Genomic DNA, 24,642 nt, shown 5'->3' on the forward strand with positions numbered 1-24,642 from the left:
CATTCTTTCAAAGAACATCAAAAACTAATATTTCCACATTAGGCGTCGAAGAACCGAAATTTTGCCTACAAACTGTTAAGACCATACCTGAGTATTTTGCTGGAGATAGTTTGGGAATTTTTTTAGTATAATAATATAGTTTTTTATTAACTTATAGCCTTATTACTTTTTTATTAGAAATATCAATTTTATATTGCAAGGAGGCACTCTATTAATTTTATTGTCTTAAATATAGCTAAAAAAGATGATAGTATGAGTAACGGTTTAAAGATAAAACTGTTCGCAAGTAACTGAAAGTAATAGATTTTGTGAGACAAATAAGTGTTTTTTGAATTTCTTTTGACCAAAAGTAGATTTTGAGGTAGCGAAAGAAAAAAATGTGAAAAAAGTTTGGTAGGTATAATGATATAAAATAAGTTGAGTCTGTCAATTGGAGTTAGAAAATGATAGACAAATCCAATAAAGTGAGGTTGGATAATAGCATTCCTTGGTGGGTAAAAAGCATTGTGATAATAGCATTAACGGGTGTCTTTTGTTACAAAGTAATTCAAACTCCTCTTAATTTACAATTTGATTTCACTTCTTTTCTCTCTCTGCTATTGGCGCTATTCTCAGTCGGACTTGCCGCAATGTTTTACTTTAAAGCTACTGATTCTAGCAATACATTTTATGATAATACCTATAAATTTACAAGAGACATAGCCAATCTATTGGTTCGCATTGAAAGCGGTTTTGGTGAAAAGCTTCGGCATCTAGATGAAGCATATAAAGGAATGCAAGATCGTTTTAACCAACTTCCAAATAGATTGGAAATAAGCGATGCAAAAAAAGAAGTAAAAAAAGAAGAAAAGGAGTTGGAAAAAATAATTAAAGAAAAAGAAAAACTAATTGAAGATCTTGTTAGTAAGGCGCAATTACGTCATGAAGAAAAGAAACAATTCTTAGATGCACTTAGAGAAAAAGAGGAAGCATTAAATGATGCACGCCAAGAATTAAGTTTTTTTAAGCATAGATTGAGTATCGCTGAAAGAGCTCGGGTGAGAGATGAAAATGAAATAGCTATCGATCCCAAACTTCGTTCATTTATCAGAGGTCCCCTTATTCACATGATGGAGCCAGAGTATGTTACACAAAGACCTTCGCCTTTAGTCCAGCGCAGGTTTAGTCGTATAAAGGATGATTTACCTAAAGAAATCATTAGTCTTATGGAACAATATGACCTAGTTAATTCTGATGGCGATCTTACAAAGAAAGGAGCTTATCTTTTAAGGCAATATGCTAGGAGCGTGCTATAATTTATTGTATACTCAACAAATCGCTGTAGTATGGTTGAGACTCAATGTTTAAAAAAACTGATTATACCTCCATGGGCCAGGAAGATAGTATTAGGCTTGTTAGTTGATAGTAATAAGGACCGATTATCTAAAAAAATCACAATAAACTTGAATCTCAGTGCACGCTATAAGGAGAGGCTTTAAAATTCAGTTGAGCATGGAAAATTATGTAAAAGGTCTTATTGCGTTTGATCGTCAGGTTGAGCCCGATTTTGTGAGTAATTTAAAAAATAAATATGGGGAACGTAGTTGGATAACTTAACATAGCACATAACAAACGCATCAACCGGAGTGCCAAACCGTGTGATAGTTTGGTTCCCTTGCTGACGTTCGGGAGCCGGTTATGCAGAACGTTATGTGCTCCGAAATAGGTGGGTTGTGAAACCAATCACTATTCATTCCTTGATAACTGCCCGGATACTTTACGATGAAGCGAAGGGGCTCATCGACTCGAGTGACCGCCATATGTGTTCTGCAGGCTTACTTCTTCTTCAAGATGCTCTCGAAATAATCTTTCTGACTTTGTTAACGGAACGTGACGTTGACGAGCAGAAAAGACTCGAATCGAAGAGCTTTGACGAGCTAATTGGAGAATTAAGGAAATCTGGAGTCAAAGTACCGAAGTCTGGTACGCTAAAGGCACTCAATAAGCAGCGTGTTATAACAAAACATTATGCGCAACTAGCAGAACCAGTGACTGTTCGAAATTATGCTGATGCGGCTGAAATGGTAATAGAGTCAGTGGTTCCCCAGGTTTTGGGCAAAACCCTTCACGAGATTTTCTTATCTGATTTTCTTGAAGACGGTGAGTCGAAGGATTTTCTTAATAATGCCACGATGTTAATACAGGGTGAGAAATATTTAGAGGCTCTCATAGAGATTCGTAAAGCCATCTTTGTTGAAATTGAGAACGAGTATGCGATACATAGATGGGAGGATATGGAACAGGGCAAAACAGGCTTTGGATTGTTGGCGTTCGGCAAGGGTGGGCTAAAGGCACCTTACTGGACCCGTAACAAAGAATGGATTGAAAAGCATGTTAAGGAACCAATCGATTATGTTCAAGTAGACCATGAGCGTCTGCGTCTCGACGCTATGGAATGGGGGCTTAATACCGCAGAGTTAGAAAACCTACGCCGCTTGACACCAGATGTCTTTCGATCAGAAAAGGATGCAGAGTGGCATATCAAATACAATATCGAATTTCCACCAAATGAAGCAACAAACGAGAACGCTAAATACTGTTTGGATAGGGCAATCTCGATTCTTCTGAGAAAGCAAGAGCACGCACGAGCTAAGCGTTGGCCCCAGAGGGAAGTTCCATTTAACCCGCCCCCTGTATATATAGGAGCCGCCGTCTATTCGAAAGCCTCTCGTGAAAACGAGGGGTACGAGTATCTTGTTTATCGAAAGGTCTCAGGATTCGATTCGTCGGAGCAGTACTACTACATTAGCGGATCTAGGCCAAATCCAGAAAAAGTTTTAGGGAGAGATAGGGTTTCTGGGTATCTGTTGGTGCTGGAATAAAAGCAGCTAACAAGGCTCTGTGATGTAAAAAGTCAATGGCAAAGGCAAAGAAATTTTTTAAATCATGAATCTGATTTCCTTTTAGTTTTTTAGTACTGAAAGCAACCCAAAATCATGGTGTTATAAGCAGACACTGCTATTTAAGCAGGTTGCATATAGATTAAATCAGGCATTAAATGAGGCCGCAGTCTCCAACCAAACGAATTTTTTGAAAAATCGTAGCGACTTGTAAATGGTCCGTAAAATATAAAAATCTTGGTATTATTATCAGATACTTTGTTTATTGGACAACACTAGGAACAGAGGGCCAGTTATTGCGCCAGACATATCTCAGGCGGTTTAGGAATTTTCTGGCTATTCTGTGATAATCGCTTCCTATTTCTTTATACGGGTTATTAAACGGTTTATAGGCTTCCTGAAGTGCGCGGTCTTTAGGAATAGCCCCCCCTTCTTTGCCTATCTTATGATTGGCAAAGGGAGAAGCGTATCCTGGAGATAATACAAATGATACCAAAGCAATTAGGATACGCTATCTCTTCATCATTTAAGGATCTGGCGATAACGGACTTAACTCTGACTTAGTTTTTTGATCTCCTGGGCATAGGCCTTTTTGAGCTGTTCAAGGAATTGGGGATCAATTTTACCCTTCCAGTTTTCAACTTCCAGATAACGTTTGGGGATTTTTACCTGTTCCGGATCAAAGCCGGTTTTAATTTTTAATGCCCACCTGGATGCCTGAATGTTCCCTGCTGTCTCTTCCAGCTGCTCTTTAGAATAAGAATAGCCCAGGCTGTTTAGTGCCTTACAGATATTTTCCACAGGATAGGCCTTGCGTCCAAACAGGCAACCAACCATAGAGTTGAGGAGACAGCGGTATCTCTCCTGTTCAAGCATAAAATTTATGGCCTTTGAGATATTTTTGCTATCTTCTTCCTGGTCAAAGGAGTATGCTCCGCTATCCAGATGGGAGTGGCGGAAACCTAGAGCCTGGCTGACAAAATAGGCTTCTCCGGTTGCATACCCGGCCATTTCCTGACCAAGAACGCAGGCAAAATCCTCTCCGCCGAATTTTTCCGCGGCCTTCATCGTCCCTTGTGCAAGATGAGCGTAAAAATCATTCTTTTTAAATGCCAGATGTGTGATCGCCTCGCGATATGGCCCTAGTTGTCCGAATTCCAGGGGAACAAGAGTCTGGCTCAAAGAGACAACTCCTTTTTGCAAGGCCTCTGTGGCCCAGGCCAGGGCTACTCCCGTGCTTATGACATCAAGCCCAACGCGTTCCACGTCTTCAAGCAGGGTCAGGACATAGTCTTCCTGGGTCAGTCCCAGCATGGAGCCAACAGCAAAAATAGGCTCATAATCATAGGCTACCTGCCGGTATAAAAATTCGTGTTCAGGCCCAAATTTTTCGCGTAAAAGACCGATATGGATACATCCAACAGGGCAGTGGGCACAGGCGGTTTGACGCAAAAGGAGCTTTTCGGCAAAGGTTTCGCCGGAGATATTTTCAATTTTTGTGTCTTTGGTGGCCTGCAGGTTGCGCCATGGCAGGGCCTTGAGTTCGTTTAAGGGGATCAGATTCTGGGCCGTCCCTAAATCGTGATATTTGTGTACAGCTTTGGTCTTGGTAATAATACTGTAAATTTCATCGTAAGTTTTATTGTATTCTTTGCCCTGGGTTGCCTCGAACTCAATATGGCTGTCACCGGCTAGAACTATTCCTTTCAAGTTTTTGGCGCCCATTATGGCTCCGCTGCCCAGGCGTCCAAAATGGCGATAGGTATCTACGTTTATCAGGGCAAAACTAGCCAGATTTTCTCCTGCTGGGCCTATGCGTAAGATAGAGCGGTTGCCTGAATGTTCAGGATAAACTCTGCGCAAAATTTTACCCGTTCTAAAGATATCCTGTCCCTGCAAATATGGGGTTTCATGGATGTCTATGCTTTTTGAAGATACGGCCAGGCAGGATAATCTCTCTGCTCGGCCTTTAATCACTAAGGCATCATAGCCAGTAAAGCGAATGGCCAGAGCTGACCTTCCGCCGGCATGGGTTTCGGCATATTGACCGTGATAGGGAGATTGAAATCCAAGCACGGTTTTACTCATCATGGGAAAATATCCGGTCAAAGGGCCAATGGCCAGGATTATGGGCTGAGAGGGATCAAAAGGGTCGGCTTTTAAGTCTGCAAAGTGGGCAAAGAGCCCGGCCGCGAGTCCTGAACCGCCAAGCCAATTATTTCTCTGATCAAAATATTCAATGCTGGCTTTTTTTTGACTCAAGTCAACCACCAGGACTTTGAATTTATTGTTCATTATTATGCTCCGTTTGGGGATATATTTTGGATTGAATTATTTTCTCGGTAAGTTTGGCCATGGACACAAATTTGTTTTTGTGTAGACAACTTTATAATCCAAAATTAAAAATTATTACTCATAAGCAAGGCATTGGTGGGGGCAAAAATCAACGCACTTTCCACAATGAAGACAGAAAATAGGAATATTTTCTTTGGGGTCAAAATAGATGGCTTTCACAGGGCAGGCCTCTGCACATTTGCCACAGTGAATACACAGTTTGGATTTAAAAATAATACCTCCACCGGGGCGCTGGATCAAAGCCGCTGTAGGACATGGTTCGATACAGGGTGCAGGATTGCAGGCCAGACAATGAATGGCCTCGAAGCCTGTGCTTAAGCCACCTGAAGTTTGAATGTGGATGCCCGCTTTCTTCCAGGACACAGTTTTATGTACCAACCGGGCACAGGCCAAAGTGCAGCTGGAGCAACCTATGCATTTTTCCATACTTATGGCACGCAAAATTTTCACTATTTCCTCCCGATTCGGGTCTAAAGTTATTGAATTGGCAGTGGAGTCATGACTCTTTCAAATCATATCTCAACGAAATTCAATAAACTCAATGAATGTCGACGAACATAAAAGACGAACATAAAATATGAGTTGCTTTACGAGCCTGTGGCCGAACCTTTATATCAACTGAATTTCCATAGTTTATTCCAGTCTTGGTTTCTTTCATGCTGGTACAAAGACTTGGACCCATCTAAATCTTGCTTGCGGACAGAGCATAATGGGATATTTTTGAGCAAACAAATATTTTTTTATTACCGATAGTTATGGTCAATGTCGCAAAAGGTTTAGCCCATTCATCCCGATGCTCTGTTTTTCCGCAAGCTTCGCCAAGATGGATTACCCAAGCCGTTTGTAAGGCATTTCAGAAACCAGGACTTTCAATTAGCGCTTGAAATAGGGTTTGGCCACAGGCTCTTACGCAGCTTTTTAAGGATTTTAGCCAAAATTTACTATTTTACCTTGGGCTAATCTTTGTTTAATATAGCTAGAACAAAAGGTCTAGCATTAGAATCGGGTCAGGCCCGAATGGTTCTGAGTACTGTTAAAACTTTTTATTTTTTGGTGTGGGAGTTGGTTTAACCTTTCCTTTTTATTGCCAATTCTCTTGTTAACACCAATATCAGTAGGCGCAAACAACAAATTTCAAACTTCAAGCACGGAGGACAGGATGAATCTATCTCAAAGGATTTTGAGCCTTCAGCCCTCGGCCACGATGGCCATTAATGCCAAGGCTCAGGAAATGCGAGCCCAGGGCCGCAAGGTGGTTAGTCTGGCTGTGGGTGAACCTGATTTTGTCACCCCTGATCATATTATCCAGGCAACTAAACAGGCCCTGGACGAGGGATTTGTCAGATATACTCCGGTACCTGGCATTCCAGAGCTTAGAGATGCAGTAGGTGGGTATTTTAGACGATTTTATCAGGTAAGCCCTGAGCGTGAAGAGGTAATTCTTTCCAATGGGGGCAAACATTGCCTTTATAATCTGTTTCAGTGCCTTCTGGACCCCGGAGATGAGGTGTTAATCCCGGCTCCGTATTGGGTTAGCTATCCGGCCATGGTCCAGCTTGCCCAGGGGGTACCAGTCTTTGTTTCGACCGAAGCTGAAGATAATTTTTTGGTCAGTGTGGATAAGCTTGAGGAGGCAGCCACGGATAAGACGCGGGCTATTATAATAAACACCCCCTCAAATCCTACCGGATGTCATTATTCCCAAAGGCAATTAAATGAATTGGCGGCCTGGGCCAAGAGCAAGGATATCTTTATCATTTCTGATGAAATTTATGATCAACTAGTTTATGAACCGGCCAAACCAGCATCTCTGGCCGGTTTCTGGGCTGAGAACAAGGACAGGGTTGCTGTAGTCAATGGTTTGTCCAAGAGTATGGCCATGACCGGATGGCGGGTTGGTTTTTGTTTGGCCCATAAAGATCTCATTAAGGCCATGACCAAAATTCAGGGCCAGAGCACATCCAATATATGCTCGATAGCCCAGAAAGGAGCCCTGGCAGGGCTAACCGGCTCTTATGAGATGGTGGAAAAGATGCGCCAGAGCTTTTTAACCCGCCGGGATCTGGCTTTAAAGATTGTTTTGTCCTGGCCGGATGTTGTCTGTCCTAAACCTGATGGGGCTTTTTACCTATTCCCCAGAGTAGATGCAATATACAACGACAAAGTGAAAAATTCCACTGAACTTTGTCAGATCATTTTAGAAGAGGCAGAAGTAGCACTGGTACCCGGGGCTGCATTTGGCGATGATCGGTGTGTACGTATTTCTTATGCCCTCGATGAAGAGACCTTGACCGATGCCTTGAACAGGGTAGGAGAGGTTCTGGCTCGCCTTCGCTAGCGCACCGCGCTGTTATTACGCTCTCTTCGTTAACTGGTTTACCTGAGCGTAGGCGAAGGCATAATAACAGCCCCGAAGGGGGCGTAATAACAGCAACGCAAAGCGTTGCGTAAAGCAATAAGGAGCTAACCATGCCAGATTATATTCAGTGGACCACGGCCTATCAGGGACGAATGCAACAGGTTAGTCCTGATGAGGAGTCCAAATGGGCAGCAAAAATAAGTTCTCGCCTTAAAAGGGAGCTTGCGGAAGACAGGTTGCCTTTTCTGTCTTTAAGTCACTGGCCAGAGTTAAAAAAGAACTTGGCTGACCTTAAAGACAGGATAAAGAAATATGACCATATGCTCTTATTGGGGATTGGCGGGTCAGCCCTGGGGGCAAAAGCCCTGCAAAAGGCATTTGCGCCAGGCCAGGATTTGCCTGGGCATAAAGGGCCGTGGTTGTGGATAGGGGATAATATCTGCACCAGTAGTTTAGATAGTTGGCTAAAGAATCTCCCCCCTGAAAAGACTTTGGTGGTGGTTATCAGTAAGTCCGGTGGCACGATTGAGACCATCAGCCAGTATTTTCTGGTTAAAAAGTGGCTGGAGGAAAAATTATCGGATAGCTGGTCAGAGCATATGTTGGTAATCACTGATGCTGACAAAGGATTTTTGCGCGAGGAGGTGGCAAGATATAACTTCATAAATCTGGATGTGCCGAAAAATTTAGGAGGGAGATATTCTGTGCTCTCGGCCGTCGGCCTGGTGCCAGCCTTGTTTATGGGGCTTGATATTGATGAGCTTGTAGCCGGTGCGCAAGCTATGGCCGGTCCTTTGGTTGAGAATGAAGTTACGCCCCAAAATTTGGTCCGATATCCGGCCTGGAAACTGGCTTTATGGGCCAAAACTTTAATGGATTGTAATTACAACCAGCTTATCTTTTTTATCTATCTTCCCTTATGGGCCCATTTTGGACAGTGGTTTGCCCAACTTTGGGCAGAGAGTCTGGGAAAAGATGATAAGGGTAGCATGCCTTTGCCTGCCATTGGAGTAACTGATCAGCATTCTCTGCTCCAGATGTTTTTAGATGGCCCCAAAGATAAAGGATGTATTTTTCTTACCTGTTCAGGTCAAAAAGCCGGTCCTGTTTTTGACGCCCTTCCTTCCGGATGGGAGTATTTGAAAGACAAGGCTCTTGGGGAGATTTTGGAGGCCGAAGCCCTGGGGACCAAAATGGCCATGGGGTTGAATGGTGTGCCCCTTGTTGGGCTCGACCTGGAGAAGGATTCCGAGTTTAGTGCAGGCAAGCTGATTATGCTTCTGGAAGTCATGACGCTTATGACCGGATGGCTTATGGATATAAACCCCTTAAATCAGCCAGCTGTGGAACTAGGCAAAAGACTGGCCAAAGCAAGGCTCGGAGCCGGTGGCTTTGAAAAGGAAGCAAGTATGCTGGATAGCTTTTTGAAGCAGAATCAAGAATTAGAGAAGTTTTAGAATATTAAAATTGGTTGAGTAGTTAAGTAGTCGAGTAGTTAAGTAGTTAAGTAGTCGAGTAGTTAAGTAGTTGAGTAGGTTGAGTATTGTTTTTCATACAGTTGTTATTCTAGGCGAAGCTGCAAAGGGTCTGAATTTTTTTGAGAAAAAATCGTCGAGTTTGATTCCGTTATCGTTAATCTTTAGTCCACAGACTAGCCATATAGCTCAACGCTTCCTGCGAAAAGGTAATGGCAGGGGCGTTATCCTCGTTAACCTATAAATCAATAAAACAAATGCAAACAAAAATAGCCCGCCCCTTTCAGCTAGTTAAGTTTTTATCCTGGAGTTCACTCCTGCTCATTTTGGGGTCGTCTCTGGTTTTGTCTGCTTTTATGGCCAATTATGCCCGGGAAATAGTGTTAAAAAAGAATCACGAGTTTGCCTTGCTCCTGGCTGAAAACTTAAACCATCAGATCTACCAGAGGTTTACTCTGCCCACTATTTTGGGCTTCGGGCGCATCGAGCTCAAGCAAAAGGCCCAGTATGAGCGTTTGGAGCAGGTTGTTCGCTCCACCATCCATAGCTTCCATGTTTTGGATGTGCGAATTTACGACAACGAAGGTATTGTTTCGTACGCTACGGACAAAGAGCTATTGGGCCAGAAGGGGTTGGCAGACAGGGCAGTCTTCAAGGCTATTACTTCCGGCGAATATAGTTTTAATTTGCAAAAAAGGGTCTCCAATTGGAAGGCCATGTTTAGCTTTAAGTTGAAGCCCGAATCGGTTGTTTTAAGGACCGTGTATCCATTACGGGCAGAACGGACCCTGGGCCTGCGAGATGAGCCGATTATGGGTATCCTCGAGTTTACACAGGATATAAGTTCTGATTATGAAAACATTGTTCATTTTCAGTGGCTGATCATCATAGTTTCATTTGTATCCTCATTGATCCTGTTCTTCCTTTTATTTATGATCATTCGTCGGGCCGACCGGATGCTTGCTGAGCGGGTCAGGGAAAAGGAAAAATTGGAAAAAGAGCTGCATCAGAATGAGAAATTGGCCAGCATGGGTCGCATGGTGGCCAGTATAGCTCATGAGATTAGAAATCCCCTGGGTATTATCCGCAGCAGTAGTGAATTATTATTTAAAAGGGCCCAGAAAGAAGATAGCCCTCATAGCAGACTGCTTGAAGCCATATTTCAGGAGTCCAGACGCTTAAGCCAGACTGTGAACGACTTTTTAGATTATGCCCGGCCTAGACAGCCTAAAATGGAGGATGTGGATATTGTACGGGTCATTGATGAGGCCCTGGCCTTTTTACACACTGAGGTTAAGCGCAAAAATGTGAGTGTGGAAAAGACAGGCCCGGAGAAAGTTTTGGTAAAAGGGGATAAAGACCTTCTGTATCGAGCTTTTTACAACCTATTAAGTAATGCTCTCCAGGCTGTCCCAAGTGGAGGCTGGATTAAAATTATTTTCCACGAAAAGGGACCGGTAGTGGAGATTCTGGATTCTGGCCCGGGGTTCGAGCCTGGTATGATCGAAAAGTACTTGGAGCCGTTTTACACCACCAAGGATACAGGCACAGGCCTGGGGTTGGCCATTGTCAACAATATTATTTCCAGTCATGGGGCTAAACTGACATTGGAGAACCATGAACAGGGCGGGGCAAAAGTAAAGGTGAGTTTTACGGCTAAATAAGACCCGAAGTAGGAGATATTACAACAGGTTAGAGAATATCGAAAGTAGAATGTCTAAAGAGCCTGTGGCCGAATCTTTTTTTCAACTTAATTTCTATGGTTTATTCTAGTCTTGGTTTCTTTCACGCTGGTACAAAGACTTGGACCCATCTAAAACTTGCTTGCGGACAGAGCATAATGGGATATTTTGGGTAAACAAATATTCTTTTTATTATCGATAATTATGGTCAACATCGCAAAATGTGTAGCCCATTCATCCCGATGCTCTGTTTTGCCGCAAGCAAAGTTCAAGATTGGGTTACCCAAGCCATTTGTAATGCATTTCAGAAACCAAGACTTTCAATCAGCGGCTAAAATAGGGTTTGGCAAGAGGCTCTAAACCATTCGATTTAGAGGTTAAAAATGGATAAAAAATTACCTGTAATCCCGGAAGAGCGAGAGGAAGATTTGCAAAATCTGCATTTGGCTGACAAGGCGGATTTAATTGTATTTTTGGCCGGAAACCAGTTTATGCTTGCTGGTGAGCTTATGCAGGCCTTTCAAAGACAATACCCGGAAGTAGAAAATATTTTTTATGAAACCCTCCCCCCGGGGTTGGAACTAAAGCAAATCCTGGCGGGTGGAGCCATGTTCCGCGGGCAGGTAATTGACGTTTGTCCGGATGTGTATACTTCTGTTTCTCTAAAGAGTATGCAGTTGCTTGAAGAAAAGGATTTAATTTATAACGATTATTTTGTTTATGCCCACAACAGGCTTTCTTTGATGGTTGCCAGAGGCAATCCCAAAAAGATTGTTTCGGTTTCGGACCTGGCCCGGGAAGACGTGCGCGTATCTCAACCTGATCCTGAAGTAGAGGATATCGGACACTATATTTTAAACATGTATTTAAAGGCCGGAGGGGAAAATCTGGTCCGGACGATTATGCAGGACAAATTATCCAGGGGACTTACCAGGCTGACCACTGTGCATCATCGAGAGACACCAGAACGAATCATAAATGGCCAGGCAGATGTTGGACCTGTCTGGTATACGGAGATCTTGAGTGCCCAAGAAAAAGGATTGCCTGTTGAGGGAGTGGAAGTAGCTGAAGATTTGGACCAGCATGAGGAAGTCAACTATTATGTCTGCCGGCTAAAAAAAGGTCTGCATCAAGAAAATGGAAAAAAATTTGTGCGTTTTTTAATGTCCGGACAGGCGCAGGACATTTATAGAAAATTCGGTTTCGTGCCGGAGGAGTTTTAATGACCGGAGATATTTTAGTCATTGATGATGAAAAAAATTATTTACTTATTTTGGAGGCCATTCTGCAGGAAGAAGGTTACACGGTAACAGCTCTGAGTGATCCTGAAATGGCCCTGGTTTACTTGGAAGAGTCTGAAGTGGACGTGGTTATCACAGACATGAAAATGCAGGGGCTTAGCGGCCGGGATGTATTAGAGCATGTCAGGAAACATTATCCGCATATCCCTGTTTTGATCATGACAGCCTATGGAAGCATAGATGGGGCTGTTGAGGCCATGAAATGCGGGGCATTTGATTATATTACAAAACCGTTCGCCAATGATGAGTTGCTTTTATCCGTACGAAAGGCCATGCACCTGGCTCAGGCGGCCCAGGAGAACAGGTTGTTGCGCGAGAATCTTGCCGAAAGATATGGCCGGCATCAGATTGTTGGCAAAAGCAAGGCCATACGCGAAGTCCTGCGTATGGTCGAACGTGTGGCCCAGACCAGATCCACAGTGCTCATAACAGGGGAGTCAGGAACTGGTAAGGAGCTTATTGCCAGAGCCATACACTATTCATCCCAGAGAAAAGACGCTCCTTTTGTCTCGATCAATTGTATGTCTTTAAATCCCGGCGTGCTGGAAAGTGAGCTTTTTGGGCATGAGAAAGGTTCTTTTACCGGGGCAGTGGCCAGAAAAAAAGGGCGGTTTGAACTGGCCCACCAAGGAACCTTGTTCCTGGATGAGATAGGCGAGTTGTCCTCTGATTTACAGGTAAAGCTTTTGCGTGTTCTCCAGGAGAAATCATTTGAGCGGGTTGGTGGCAATGAACCCATAAAGGTAGATATTCGTCTGGTAGCAGCAACCAACAAAGACCTTCGCCAGGCTGTGGCTAAAGGTGAATTTCGCGAAGACCTTTTTTATCGCTTAAACGTGGTCAATATCCATCTGCCGCCACTTAGAGAAAGAAGAGAGGATATTCCTTTGTTGGTGGCTCACTTTCTGCAGAAGTTGGCCGAGGAGAACAAGACAGAAATAAAGTCTTTTACTCCTGAGGCCATGGAATATTTAACCGCTTATGAGTGGCCGGGCAATGTGCGCCAGCTTGAAAATGTGGTCGAGAGGTGTCTTGTTTTGTCCACAAGCCAGAATATTGATGTAGATGAGCTGCCGGCAGAAATTCGCGATGAGGAAGCCCAGTTTAAAAGCGCTGTGGACTTTTTGCCCCCAAAATTAAACCTGGCTGAAACACTGGAAAAGATCGAAGCGGCCCTGATTAAACGGGCTCTGGTCAGGAGCAATTTTGTTCAGGTCAAGGCAGCCGAGCGCTTGGGTATTTCCAAGAGCCTTTTGCAATACAAACTAAAAAAATATCACATTAGTTTGAGTCCGTAGAGTTGTTGCGTTTATTGAAATCAATAAATTCAACAGACTCAATAAATTCAATGAACTTAACAGAGGCAATAAACGCATATTTGGCAAAGATAAAAAACGATCCTTCCTTGGCCCTGGATGTAGTTTGGCACGAAATCTTCGAGTCAAAGGAAGCAGAGTATGGCCAGCCAAGTAAGCCCTGGTCCGAGCCGGTGCAAAAAATACTTGCAGCCAGGAAAATACCCGGGCTCTATTCGCATCAGGCCCAGGCCATAGATCTGATTCGGGACAAGAAAAATGTGGTCGTGGCTACACCCACTGCCAGCGGTAAATCCCTTATCTATAACCTGCCGGTACTGGAAACTATTTTTACCCGTCCGGATAGCAGGGCCTTATATCTTTTCCCCTTAAAGGCATTGGCGCAAGATCAAAAAAAAAGCCTGCAGGAGCTTTTAAGCTTTGCGGGACAGGATTTTGTCCCTGAAATTTGCATTTATGATGGGGATACCAAACCCTGGCAGCGCGCCAAGATCAGACAAAGGCCTCCGCAAATTTTAATTACCAATCCGGACATGCTCCACCTGTCTATTCTGCCCTACCATCATTTATGGCGCGATTTTTTTCAGAATCTGTCTTTTGTCGTTGTTGATGAGGTGCATACTTATCGGGGAGTAATGGGCTCGCATATGGCCTGGGTTTTTCGTCGATTGTTGCGCGTTTGCCGTTACTATGGCCAGGACCCGCAATTTGTTTTTTGTTCAGCCACAATTAAAAACCCACAGGAGCTAAGCAGAAATCTGACTGACTTGGATGTAGCCTGTATCGAGAAGAATGGTGCGCCCAGTGGAAAAAAACATTTTTTAATGGCCAGGTCACTTTTTGGTGCAGCTCAGACCGGGCTGAAGCTTCTTGAGTTGGCTTTAAAGATGGGGCTTAGAACCATAGTCTATACCCAGTCGCGCAAAATGGCTGAACTTCTGGCCATCTGGATGCAGGATAAGGGCAAGGCTTTCAAAGACAAAGTCTGTGCTTACCGGGCGGGCTTTTTACCTGAAGAGCGGCGAAACATCGAGGCTAGATTATCCAGGGGAGATCTTCTGGCTGTGGTTTCTACCAGTGCCCTGGAACTGGGGATTGATATAGGACATCTGGATTTGTGTCTGATGGTTGGTTACCCTGGTTCAATTATGGCTACTTGGCAGCGCATGGGCCGGGTAGGCAGGAGTGGACAGGAAGCAGCAGCCATTTTTATTGGCCACGAGGATGCCCTGGATCAGTATTTTCTCCACCATCCCAAAGAATTTTTAGGCCTTGAGCCGGAAAAGGCAGTGATTAATCCTTATAATCCGGTGATAATGGGCAGGCACCTGGTCTGTGCAGCAGCAGATTTGCCTGTAAAAGCAGACGAAGAAATGTTGCAGAGTAAAGAAACGCAAAAGGAAATAGACTGTCTGTTAGCCTCAGGAAAACTTATTGCTTCTGCTGACAGATCGGAATTCTATGCACCCGGCAAATATCCTCACCGTCATGTTGATATCCGAGGTAGTGGGCAAATATTTAACCTCTTTGCCGGCCAAGAAAGAAAATACATCGGGCATATTGATGAGTATCGGGCCTATCATGAGACCCACCCCGGGGCCATTTATCTACATATGGGCGAGACCTACCTGGTCCAGAATCTGGATCCGGACACAAGGTCGGTTCAGCTAAAAGCAATGAAAGTACCGTATTTTACGCGGGTCAGAACAGAAAAGAGCACAGAGATTCTTAAAGTGATACGGGCCAAAACAGTGGGCCGGGTTCAGATATTTCAGGGCAAATTAAGAGTAACGGAAAAGATTGTTGGTTATGAAAAAAGGTTGACTTACGGGCAAAGATTTTTAGGGGTCGTACCCCTTAACCTTCCGCCTCTGGTCTTTGAAACCGAAGGTATGTGGCTGGCTATTCCTAAAGACATTCAGGATAAGATTGAACAAAAGTTTCTGCATTTTATGGGCGGGATACATGCCCTGGAGCATATTTTGATAGCCATCATGCCTTTGCTGATTTTAACTGACCGCAATGATCTGGGCGGTATTTCCATCCCGATGCATGCACAGGTACAGGGACCGGCTGTTTTTATTTATGACGGCATACCCGGCGGACTGGGGTTGACTGCTCAGGCCTTTGTACAGGCCAGGGAGTTGCTTGAACGGGCAGATGAGGTCATTGGGTCATGTGATTGTGAAAATGGTTGTCCAAAATGTGTGCACTCGCCCAAATGCGGCTCTGGCAACCGTCCTCTGGATAAAGAAGCAGCGAGCTTAATCCTGGATATGATTCTAGAGGATAAGGATAGAGAAGAAGTAATAGAGATTTCCATGCCAGAAATCAAAAATGATTCTCCGGTAAAGGTCAGGCAAGAGGCGCCTGCAAAAAATAAAGTCGATTCCGGGCAAAGTTATGTACCTCCTGGGCGAGAGGAGTTGGTTCTTAGTGAGTCACAATCCGAAAAACCGATTTTTTACGGTTATGTCAAGGAAAACCAAAGGTTTGCTGTCCTTGATATTGAGACCAGACGTTCGGCACAGGAAGTGGGCGGCTGGGGCAATGCCCACAAAATGGGCATTAGTTGTGTGGTTGTTTATGACGGGCAAAAAGACAGTTTCCTGACCTTTATGCAGGAGGAAGTACCTGACCTTATTGGCTATTTGACAGGCGTGGACCTGGTAGTAGGGTTTAATATTTTAAGATTTGACTACAACGTGCTAAAAGGACACTCTGACTTTGATTTGCACACTTTGCCCACTTTGGATATTCTAAACAGGGTGCATACGCGACTCGGATACAGACTCTCCTTAGATCACCTGGCCAAGTATACCCTGGGGGTTAGTAAAAGCGCCAACGGTCTGTTGGCCCTTAGATGGTGGAAAGAGGGAAAGATAGACAAGATTATCGACTATTGTCGACAGGATGTGGCCATTACCAGGGATTTGTACCTATTTGGCCGTGATAATGGATATCTACTTTTTCGAAACAAAGCCAAAAAAATAGTCCGGGTACCAGTAGATTGGTAAAGCCTTTTGAGGTTGAGAAGGTGATAGGAGAGAGGCGAGGTCGGTAGGACCACACTTCCGCACCGGGGGGCCCGCCTTTGGCGGAGCTATGAGCTTATGCGCGGATGCCAATAGACCCCACGAGTTTACGTGGGGGTAAAAGTCAGACGAATTACGAGGGAAACATGGATCTTCAACTTGCAGCTGAAAAGAGTCCTATTTTGGGCCAGGAATTTTTAACCTGGCTCTGGTTTAAAAGTGAAGAAACCAATGGATTATTTGAGACCGGGGATGGTCAGAGTTTTGCCCTGTATTTTGGGCAGAAGATTGCTGTCCAGGGCGGTGAAGGTGAGAGTGTGGAAAAGGCTATTTGCTCAGGATTTATGTCTGAATTAAAAGAAGCCCGGCAGGGACTTAGAACAGGTAAAAAGGTCGTACAGGCCATAGTCAGGCTGGAGCAGGATACTAATACTTGGCAGCTTCAGCTTAATGCAGATAATTTTGCCATTTCAGGGTTAAAAACGCCAAAGGTGGACATGAAACTGGAAGAAGGAGATGATCCGGATGCCAGGTTTTTAGAAAAGATGTATCTTGTCGAAAAGAGTCTGGAGTTTTTGGATTCGGTTTATGAACAATTTTTGAGACTAAGGCTTTCATCGGCATGGAGCGAGGAAGTAAGGAAGATAAAGAAATGGTTGGACTACGAATAAAAAGCTCGAAACTTGAAATCCGAAATCCCAAAAAAGGAGTTTGCCATGGATAAAATCAAAGCGGTTCTTAGAATCCAGCCCTGGTTTGAATCGGACAAAGGGGTTTTATTTGGCATGGGGCGAGTCTTGCTCTTGCAAAAAGTAATTGAATTGGGTTCTCTGAATAAAGCAGCTAAAGAGATGGGTATGTCCTATCGGGCAGCGTGGGGCAAAATTAAGGCTTCTGAAGAAGCCCTCGGGGCGCCTTTGCTCATTCGCGAAGAAGGCAAAAGGAGTTTTAAGCTTTCACCACTTGGGGAAGAATTAGTCAATAAGTTTATTGCCTGGCAAAAAAGAGTGGAAGAGTTCGCCTTGAAAACTTCCCAGGGTGAATTTCCCTGGGATATTGAACTTTTTGAAAAAAAAGAAATCGGTCATGAAGATTAATGCAAAGGTTTCGGGCCAGGTTTTCCCTGGTCCGGAAGCAGCCTTTATACTGTCCGATGCGTGGACAAAAATTGAAGTTCACTTCCGTGTGGAATCTCCAATCTGAAATTTAAAAACTGAAATATTATCAGTTTGTTAGCCACCCATTCAGTTTCAAGATGTCCTTGCCTTTAAGTCTTAAAATCGCCTTATCCTCCTTGCGTAATTATAAACTCAGGGCTGTTTTGGCTATCTTAGGTATTTTTTTAGGCAGCTTAGCCTTTACCGGAGTCCAACATATTTCCAAGGCCTTAGTGCGCAAGGCTGAGTTGGAAACAGAAAAATTAGGGCCAAATCTGTTTATGGTCGTAAGCGGAACCTTGCGTTTTCATCGTTCGGGTCGGGCCAGATTTTCCAGGGAAGCGCACAATTTTACTCTAACTGACGTCCAGGCTCTGGCTAATGGCTTACCCGGAGTTCTCAGATATACCCCATTTGTCAGACAGACCATGCCTATTAAATTTAAACAAAATAAAGTTACATGTCAGATTGTTGCAGCCTGGCCCAATTATCCGGAGGTGCGCAGTTTTTGGCCAGAAATTGGTAGATTTTTTGATGCGAGAGAACTTGAGCAGCGGGCCAAGGTTTGCGTTCTGGGGGCCAAAATTGCCCTGCGGCTTTTCGGGAGTAAAGAAAAGGCCTTGGGCAAGGAAGTTTTTTTCTTTCGCGCTGGCTGTCGTGTCATTGGTGTGATGCAGGAAAAGGGTTCTGATATTACCGGCACGGACCAGGACGAGCAGGTCTTTGTCCCTCTGACAACTTATATGCGCAGGTTTGCCAATCAGAATTGGGTTTCCGGTGTTTACTTTAGTTTGAGCAAAGGGACGGATCAGAATGTAATTAAGGATGCCGCCACAACTATTATGCGCCTAAGGCACCGGATAGATCCCGGAGAAAATGATGACTTTAGTGTACTCACTGCTAAAGATACGATCAGACTGCAAAAGCAGGCACTTAACCTGGTTAAGACCCTAGGTCTTATCAGTTCATCTATTTCTTTTGCCGTAGGTGGAATAGGAGTGCTATCGATTATGACTCTTCTGGTGCGTATGCGTCATCTGGAGATTGGAATTCGTAGGGCCATGGGTGCGGCGAAAAAAGACATTGTCCATCAGTTTTTGTTCGAGGCCGCCACTTTGTCTAGTATAGGCGGTATGTTAGGAGTAAGTTTAAGCCTTATCCTTGTTTATTTGGTTACAACCTTGGGTGACTTTCCATTTGTTTTTGAACCGTTAGTCCTTCTGGGCACCTTGTTGGGCTCAATGCTTTTGGGCATAGCCTCCGGTGCCTATCCGGCCTGGCAGGCCTCAAAGGTAGAAGTGCTCAAGGTGTTAAAGAGTGAATAATTTATTGTGTTGACTCAACATTGGGGTTTGCCAAGCGTGTTGTAATTTTAACCATATTTAAGGACATGTTTTATTCAATGAGCTCCGAAAGTTGATTTGGTCTGATTGATTGGCCAACGGCGCAGCCTGATAATCACCGAAGGCGTAATAACGTGAGCTAAGCGAGCAAATAACAGGGAGTGAAACGAGCGCAAAATAACAGCCGAGCGTAAGCAAGGCGTAATAACCTCGGTTATAATAATGGCTTGAACAAAAAGACAACAACCAGGGCTGGAAGCATATTGGTGATTTTGATCTGTTTGATTTCCAGCAGGTTTAAGCCGAGTCCCAGGATGAGTATCCCACCTACTGCAGTAAGTTGATTAATGAGCACCGGGGTAAAAAGAAATTGAAACTGTCCGGCCAGGAGGGTGATCCCTCCTTGATAGATGAGCATGGGAATGACAGAAAACATGACCCCTAGGCCATAAGTTGCGGACAGAGCAATTGAAGTAAATCCATCTAGGGTGGATTTGGTAAGTAAGAGGGTATGGTCGCCTCGGATACCTTCATCCAGGGCGCCCAGTATGGTCAAGGAGCCAATACAGAAGATGAGAAAGGCTGTGATTAAGCCTTGGGTAAATGTAGAGCTTTGGGAACCCAACTTTTTTTTGAGACGATTGGCCAGGTTGTCCAGGTGTTTTTCTAAATCGATAGCCTCGCCTATGATTGCTCCAATAAGAATAGAGAAAATAAGCAGTAATAAGTTTTCCACTTTCAGGGCCATTTGCATACCAATTAGCAAAGTGGTCAGCCCAATGCCCTGAAAAACTCTCTGATGGATTTTCGGTGGTATATGCGATTTTAGACAGAGGCCTATAAAGCTACCCAAAATTACTGCCAAGACATTGATAATGGTTCCCAGGGGCATAGCTAATCTTCCTGATTTTCCAGAGCATTCATGAGACTTATGGTTAGACTTAAAAAGTCGGCTTCGGTAATAATCCCCACGAGTTTTTTTCCATCAACAATAGGCAAGCAGCCATATTTGTGCTTGAGTAAAATAGCAGCTGCATCTTTTAGTTTCATATCTGGGGTAGCTGTTTTGACATCAGTACGCATGATTTCACAGATGGGGATACTGGCATCCAACTCATCCTGGGTTTGACGGTCAATGCCAGCCAGTTTAGAAATGGTGGCCGATAAAATATCGCGGTGGGTTATGATGCCGATAAAATTGTTTTCATCATCGACAATAGGAATATGCCGGATACGGGCCAGCTTCATGAGGGATCTGGCTGCAGCTAAGGTGTCGAATTCCTTTAGGGAAAAAACATCCTTGGTCATCAGGTCACTGACTAAGAGCATAGTTTCCTCCTTATCTAAAAGTTTTGAGTGTACTTGGGTTTCAAGTGATTCCGCTATGGTAGAATAAAAAGAAATCAAGTAGTTAATCGTTGATGTCTTTTATTTGTCAAGGAGAAATGTTTTGACATGAAGATGCAAATAAATCATTTGTCAATTTGCCATATTAACGAATTATATTTGTATTTTTGTTCATATGTTGGTCAATCTAAGTTAATATTTATTGGCTTAAAAAATAAAAAACCTCAAGTAAAGAACTCATGGACGGCAAAAAAAATTATGACGTAGTTATTGTCGGAGCCGGGCCAGCCGGAGCCACGGCTGGAATAGTTTTGGCGAGGGAGGGGATGCGGGTTCTGGTTCTGGACCGGGAGACTTTTCCCCGAGATAAATTATGCGCAGGGCTTATCACCTTAAAAACCCAAGAACTTGTTTCTAGTTTGATTGACCAAAATATAACCCAATTACAGGCAAATGGAGTTATTCACTATCAAAGCCAGGCATATGGCCTGGGAAATAAAAAAGGGCTTTTTTATCAGGGTAGAATGGAACACCCTTTTTACTTTGTAAAGCGCAGCGCTTATGATTACTTTCTGTATAAAAACCTAAAACAGTCCGGAGCCACAGTCCTGACTGGGAAAAAAATTTTAACTATAGATTTCAATCGGTCACAGGTTATTACTGCTTGTGGTCAAAGTTTTCAGGCCCGATTTATTGTTGGGGCCGATGGAGCCATGAGTCGGGTTCGAAATGCATTGTCCGGGCTAAATATTGTACAAAAACCATGGTCAAAGGGTGCAGCTCTGGCACTGGAGTGTTTTGTGCCAAAAGAAGCGGGAGAGTTTTATGATTTCCCTGTTGTTTACTTTGGTTATGTACCTAAGGGCTATATCTGGTCGTTTCCGGGAAAGGAACTTCAGTGTGTGGGTGTTTGTTCTGAACAAGTGAGAGAGGGACGTAAACTGAAGGAAGTACTTAGAACCTTTGGCCACAAGGCTGGCCTTGACCGGGAAAGTATGGAAAATATCAAAGCCCACGTTTTGCCTTATGGGAACTATGAGAAAAAGCCCGGTTATAAAAATATTTTGCTTGTTGGTGATGCAGCTGGTTTTTCCGATCCTTTACTAGGTGAAGGTATTTTTTATGCCCATAAAAGTGCTTTGCTCGCTTGCCAGGCCATAAAATCCACTTTTGGACATCCGGAAAGGGCAGCCGGTGAATATACTCGCTTGGCACGGGAGATTATCCTGGAAATGTGTTATGCTCGTTTCTGGAAGGAAGTCACCTTTAAGTTGTTTCGCCTGAATAATTATCGCTTGCTGGAAATTGTTTTCGCTAAATTTTCCACAAGGCTGGTCGAGACCGTCCATGGTCTGCGTTCTTTTAAATGGCTTAGGCCCAAAAAATGGAGTTCTTCTTTATAGACTTGAATTTAGCGTAAAAATAGCTCATAGCTCATGCCGTGTGGCGAGAACCGGGATCAATCGTTTAACTGCCAGTTTAAGCTATGGGCAGACTATCATGTGTGAGAGCGTTTAGCTCCTAGCATGGAAGTTTGGAAATCTTTTTTACCCACTAGATTTGACAAGTTAGCCATCAACTAACTCAACTAGCTAACAAAGGGAGAATAAGATTGGCCGTTGATTTGAGACGCAATCGGGAGCGGATGGTTAGAGAGCAAATAGAGGCCCGAGGCATTAAAGCTCCCGAGGTGCTTAGGGCCATGCGTACAGTACCCAGGCACTTGTTTGTGGACGAGGCCCTGCAGGCCCAGGCTTATGGAGACCATGCTCTCCCCATCGGTCATGGCCAGACTATTTCTCAGCCATATATCGTGGCTGTAATGACAACTCTTTTGCAGGTAAAACCTGGCATGACCGTGCTCGAAATTGGAACTGGCTCCGGCTATCAGGCAGCAATTCTTTCAGAAATCGGGGCGGAAGTATATACTGTAGAAAGGGTAAGGCCTTTATACCTGGCAGCCACCAAGAGGTTTAGGGATTTACGTTACTACAATATCCGGACAAAGCTTGATGATGGGACTTTGGGCTGGCCGGAAAAGGCACCTTTTGATCGGATATTGGTCACGGCAGGTGGCCCGGAAGTGCCAGAACCACTTTTAGACCAATTGGCTGATCCGGGCATTATGGTTATCCCTGTCGGTCAGAGCAAAAGGAGCCAGACATTAGTGCGGGTGATCAAGGAAAATGGCCAACTCAAAAAGGAGAATAGAGGGGCGGTTATGTTCGTGGATTTGGTTGGGAAACATGGGTGGTAGAGAAGGATGCAAAAAGTGGCTCGTTCGATGTTTTTGCAGTTTTACTTCCACTTTTGAGTTCAGAGGTTTGACCCATTTCAATATGTTGGCTTGTGATAAGAAATAAGAAATCACATTCGGAGGATAGGTGAAATTTTTTCAATCCTGGCTGGATAAATTGTGGGAGCTTTCCTCGACCAAGGGTGCAGAAAAGGTTTTAATGGGGGTAGCGTTTACTGAGGCTATTTTTTTTCCTATCCCTCCTGATCTCTTGCTTATACCGATAGGTCTGGCCAAGCGGGAGAAATGTTTCAGGTTAGCCTTTATCTGTCTGGCAGCCTCGCTAGTGGGCGGTATCATCGGCTATATTTTAGGCTATTATTTTATGCAGGTCATTGGTTTCCCAATAATTAACTTTTATGGTTTAATGGGTAAATATGCACTTATCCAAACTTGGTACGAGCAATATAGTGCCTGGGCCGTGGCAATTGCAGGCCTGACACCAATCCCCTATAAACTCTGTACGCTCACTGCAGGGGCCTTTAAAATCAACTGGCTTATTTTTGTCTTGGCTTCTACTTTGAGTCGGGGAGTTAGGTTTTATGCTATTGCCGGGTTAATCTATTGGCAGGGTGAGCGGGCCAGATATTTTTTGGAAAAGAGGTTTGATCTAATTTTAACCTTGACTATTTTTTTAGTTATCTTAGGTTTTTTAATTATTAAGTTTATTTAATTAAACTTATGCTACGTGCCGAAAGCCAGTTCATGGTTGACAGCCTGTCATCCATGCAAGATAGTGGGCCTCCTTTTTGGCTACGAGCTATAAGTCACGAGCTACCGAGTATATAAATTTAAAAAGGGGTGCGATTATGGCAAAAAAATCAAGTTGCGCATCATGTCCTAGTTCAGGAAAAAAAGAGAAGAGTGCATCTATGGCACTTCAGGATCAACTCATTTCATCTACTTTAGCCAAGATTAAATATAAAATATTTGTTATGAGCGGAAAAGGCGGGGTTGGTAAAAGTTCTATTGCCACTAATTTGGCAGCGGCGTTAGCTGACCAGGGTTATAAGGTGGGGCTTCTTGATGTTGATATTCATGGCCCAAGTGTTCCTCACTTGTTAGGAATTAAAGGCCTTTTGGATGTTGATCGAGGCAAGATAATCAAGCCCAAGAAATTTTCTGATAACCTTTCGGTAGTGTCCATGGAGTCATTGCTCCAGGATCCTGATCAGGCAGTTTTGTGGCGTGGGCCAATGAAGACCTCTGCTATTCGTCAATTTGTGGCTGATGTAGATTGGGGAGAACTGGACTTTTTAGTTGTAGATTCTCCTCCCGGGACCGGGGATGAACCCATGACTGTACTCAAAACAATCCCTGATGCTATGTGTATAGTGGTCACTACTCCACAAGAAGTCTCACTAGCTGATGTGCGTAAGGCTATTAATTTTCTCCAGTACGCCAAGGCAAACATTTTGGGTGTGGTAGAGAATATGAGCGGGCTTGTCTGTCCTCATTGCTCCAAAGAGATCAATCTGTTTAAAAAGGGGGGAGGCAAGGAACTGGCTCAAAAATATGGTCTGGAATTTTTGGGCGCGATTCCTCTCGACCCGGCTACGGTACTGGCAGCTGATATGGGTAAACCGGTGGTTTTACTTGATGAAGACACTCCGGCCAAAAAGGCTTTTTTGGATCTGGCCCAGAAGGTAAATCGTATGGTCCGGGAAAGCTTTGAGACTGTATCATCTACACATACATAAGGGCGAAAGGCGCAAGTTGGAAAAAAATTTATTTTTCTGCAAAAAAAAGACTTGCAATTTTAAAATTTAGTATATATAAACCCGACTTCCTTGGTGGCTGGCGTAGCTCAATTGGTAGAGCAGCTGACTTGTAATCAGCAGGTTGCGGGTTCGAGTCCCATCGCCAGCTCCAGATTTGATGGAGGGGTTCCCGAGTGGCCAAAGGGAACAGACTGTAAATCTGTCGGCGTAAGCCTTCGGAGGTTCAAATCCTCCCCCCTCCACCAGATTAAAAAGAGTAGGAGACAGGAAGACCTGTTGCTTGACTACTCTAAGTGAAAATGCGGGAATAGCTCAATTGGCTAGAGCATCAGCCTTCCAAGCTGAGGGTTGCGGGTTCGAGTCCCGTTTCCCGCTC

19 protein-coding genes and 3 tRNA genes are annotated in these 24,642 nt (G+C 44.0%); 18 read left to right on the forward strand and 4 right to left on the reverse strand.

From position 1 onward, the window contains the following. Window positions 1-443 precede the first annotated feature (443 nt). Window positions 444-1,295, forward strand: coding sequence for a hypothetical protein (locus tag AC3WVG_RS06820; RefSeq protein WP_488797412.1), 852 nt, complete (start codon window positions 444-446; stop codon window positions 1,293-1,295). A 417-nt stretch (window positions 1,296-1,712) separates the two neighbouring features. Then, window positions 1,713-2,861 carry a hypothetical protein gene (locus AC3WVG_RS06825; RefSeq protein ID WP_488797413.1) on the forward strand — a complete coding sequence of 383 codons (1,149 nt, stop codon included), beginning with the start codon at window positions 1,713-1,715 and terminating at the stop codon, window positions 2,859-2,861. Window positions 2,862-3,428: 567 nt separating this feature from the next. On the opposite strand, the gene AC3WVG_RS06830 is transcribed toward AC3WVG_RS06825, so the two are convergent. Together AC3WVG_RS06830 and AC3WVG_RS06835 are read right to left on the reverse strand one after the other, a co-directional pair. Then, window positions 3,429-5,174, reverse strand: a complete 1,746-nt coding sequence (locus AC3WVG_RS06830) for an aldehyde ferredoxin oxidoreductase N-terminal domain-containing protein (RefSeq protein WP_488797414.1) — start codon at window positions 5,172-5,174, stop codon at window positions 3,429-3,431. A 114-nt stretch (window positions 5,175-5,288) separates the two neighbouring features. Continuing rightward, a complete protein-coding gene (locus AC3WVG_RS06835; RefSeq protein WP_488797415.1) occupies window positions 5,289-5,684 on the reverse strand; it encodes a 4Fe-4S dicluster domain-containing protein in 396 nt (131 codons plus the stop codon). 709 nt (window positions 5,685-6,393) lie between these two features. On the opposite strand from AC3WVG_RS06835, the gene AC3WVG_RS06840 reads away from it, so the two are divergent. The 9 genes from AC3WVG_RS06840 (at window position 6,394) to AC3WVG_RS06880 (ending at window position 18,884) form a co-directional block, all read left to right on the forward strand. Continuing rightward, on the forward strand, window positions 6,394-7,572 hold the full coding sequence (locus AC3WVG_RS06840) for a pyridoxal phosphate-dependent aminotransferase (protein ID WP_488797416.1): 1,179 nt from the start codon (window positions 6,394-6,396) through the stop codon (window positions 7,570-7,572). Between the two features lie 131 nt (window positions 7,573-7,703). Continuing rightward, window positions 7,704-9,050, forward strand: a complete 1,347-nt coding sequence (locus tag AC3WVG_RS06845; protein WP_488797417.1) for a glucose-6-phosphate isomerase — start codon at window positions 7,704-7,706, stop codon at window positions 9,048-9,050. Window positions 9,051-9,325: 275 nt separating this feature from the next. Continuing rightward, window positions 9,326-10,732 (forward strand): sensor histidine kinase, encoded by a 1,407-nt coding sequence (locus tag AC3WVG_RS06850; protein ID WP_488797418.1) that lies wholly within the window; start codon window positions 9,326-9,328, stop codon window positions 10,730-10,732. Between the two features lie 401 nt (window positions 10,733-11,133). Then, window positions 11,134-11,973 (forward strand): molybdate ABC transporter substrate-binding protein, encoded by an 840-nt coding sequence (locus tag AC3WVG_RS06855; protein WP_488797419.1) that lies wholly within the window; start codon window positions 11,134-11,136, stop codon window positions 11,971-11,973. Then, window positions 11,973-13,349 (forward strand): sigma-54-dependent transcriptional regulator, encoded by a 1,377-nt coding sequence (locus tag AC3WVG_RS06860; RefSeq protein WP_488797420.1) that lies wholly within the window; start codon window positions 11,973-11,975, stop codon window positions 13,347-13,349. The genes AC3WVG_RS06855 and AC3WVG_RS06860 overlap by 1 nt, the downstream gene beginning before the upstream one ends. A 50-nt stretch (window positions 13,350-13,399) precedes the next feature. Continuing rightward, window positions 13,400-16,384, forward strand: a complete 2,985-nt coding sequence (locus tag AC3WVG_RS06865) for a DEAD/DEAH box helicase (protein WP_488797421.1) — start codon at window positions 13,400-13,402, stop codon at window positions 16,382-16,384. 164 nt (window positions 16,385-16,548) lie between these two features. After that, the gene (locus tag AC3WVG_RS06870; RefSeq protein ID WP_488797422.1) at window positions 16,549-17,073 is read left to right on the forward strand and encodes a hypothetical protein; all 525 of its coding nucleotides are present in this window, start codon (window positions 16,549-16,551) and stop codon (window positions 17,071-17,073) included. A gap of 45 nt (window positions 17,074-17,118) precedes the next feature. Continuing rightward, window positions 17,119-17,499 carry a winged helix-turn-helix domain-containing protein gene (locus AC3WVG_RS06875; protein ID WP_488797423.1) on the forward strand — a complete coding sequence of 127 codons (381 nt, stop codon included), beginning with the start codon at window positions 17,119-17,121 and terminating at the stop codon, window positions 17,497-17,499. A 158-nt stretch (window positions 17,500-17,657) separates the two neighbouring features. Continuing rightward, complete coding sequence (locus AC3WVG_RS06880; protein ID WP_488797424.1) at window positions 17,658-18,884, forward strand: ABC transporter permease; 1,227 nt, start codon at window positions 17,658-17,660, stop codon at window positions 18,882-18,884. 232 nt (window positions 18,885-19,116) lie between these two features. On the opposite strand, the gene AC3WVG_RS06885 is transcribed toward AC3WVG_RS06880, so the two are convergent. Next, on the reverse strand, window positions 19,117-19,794 hold the full coding sequence (locus tag AC3WVG_RS06885) for a DUF554 domain-containing protein (protein WP_488797425.1): 678 nt from the start codon (window positions 19,792-19,794) through the stop codon (window positions 19,117-19,119). Between the two features lie 2 nt (window positions 19,795-19,796). After that, window positions 19,797-20,231 carry a CBS domain-containing protein gene (locus tag AC3WVG_RS06890; protein WP_488797426.1) on the reverse strand — a complete coding sequence of 145 codons (435 nt, stop codon included), beginning with the start codon at window positions 20,229-20,231 and terminating at the stop codon, window positions 19,797-19,799. 257 nt (window positions 20,232-20,488) lie between these two features. Between AC3WVG_RS06890 and AC3WVG_RS06895 the strand changes: the two genes are divergently transcribed. From AC3WVG_RS06895 to AC3WVG_RS06925, 7 genes are all read left to right on the forward strand, one after another. Then, window positions 20,489-21,652: an NAD(P)/FAD-dependent oxidoreductase gene (locus tag AC3WVG_RS06895; protein ID WP_488797427.1), complete on the forward strand. Its 1,164-nt coding sequence runs from the start codon at window positions 20,489-20,491 to the stop codon at window positions 21,650-21,652. A gap of 209 nt (window positions 21,653-21,861) precedes the next feature. Further along, the gene (locus AC3WVG_RS06900; RefSeq protein WP_488797428.1) at window positions 21,862-22,506 is read left to right on the forward strand and encodes a protein-L-isoaspartate(D-aspartate) O-methyltransferase; all 645 of its coding nucleotides are present in this window, start codon (window positions 21,862-21,864) and stop codon (window positions 22,504-22,506) included. A 127-nt stretch (window positions 22,507-22,633) separates the two neighbouring features. After that, a complete protein-coding gene (locus tag AC3WVG_RS06905) occupies window positions 22,634-23,218 on the forward strand; it encodes a YqaA family protein (RefSeq protein ID WP_488797429.1) in 585 nt (194 codons plus the stop codon). 136 nt (window positions 23,219-23,354) lie between these two features. Then, window positions 23,355-24,245, forward strand: a complete 891-nt coding sequence (locus AC3WVG_RS06910; RefSeq protein ID WP_488797430.1) for a P-loop NTPase — start codon at window positions 23,355-23,357, stop codon at window positions 24,243-24,245. Window positions 24,246-24,341: 96 nt separating this feature from the next. Continuing rightward, a tRNA-Thr gene (locus AC3WVG_RS06915) sits at window positions 24,342-24,417 on the forward strand. A gap of 8 nt (window positions 24,418-24,425) precedes the next feature. Further along, window positions 24,426-24,511 (forward strand) — tRNA-Tyr (locus tag AC3WVG_RS06920). Window positions 24,512-24,567: 56 nt separating this feature from the next. After that, window positions 24,568-24,641 (forward strand) — tRNA-Gly (locus AC3WVG_RS06925). Window position 24,642: the final 1 nt, after the last annotated feature.

Source organism: Desulfovulcanus sp. (assembly GCF_982781345.1).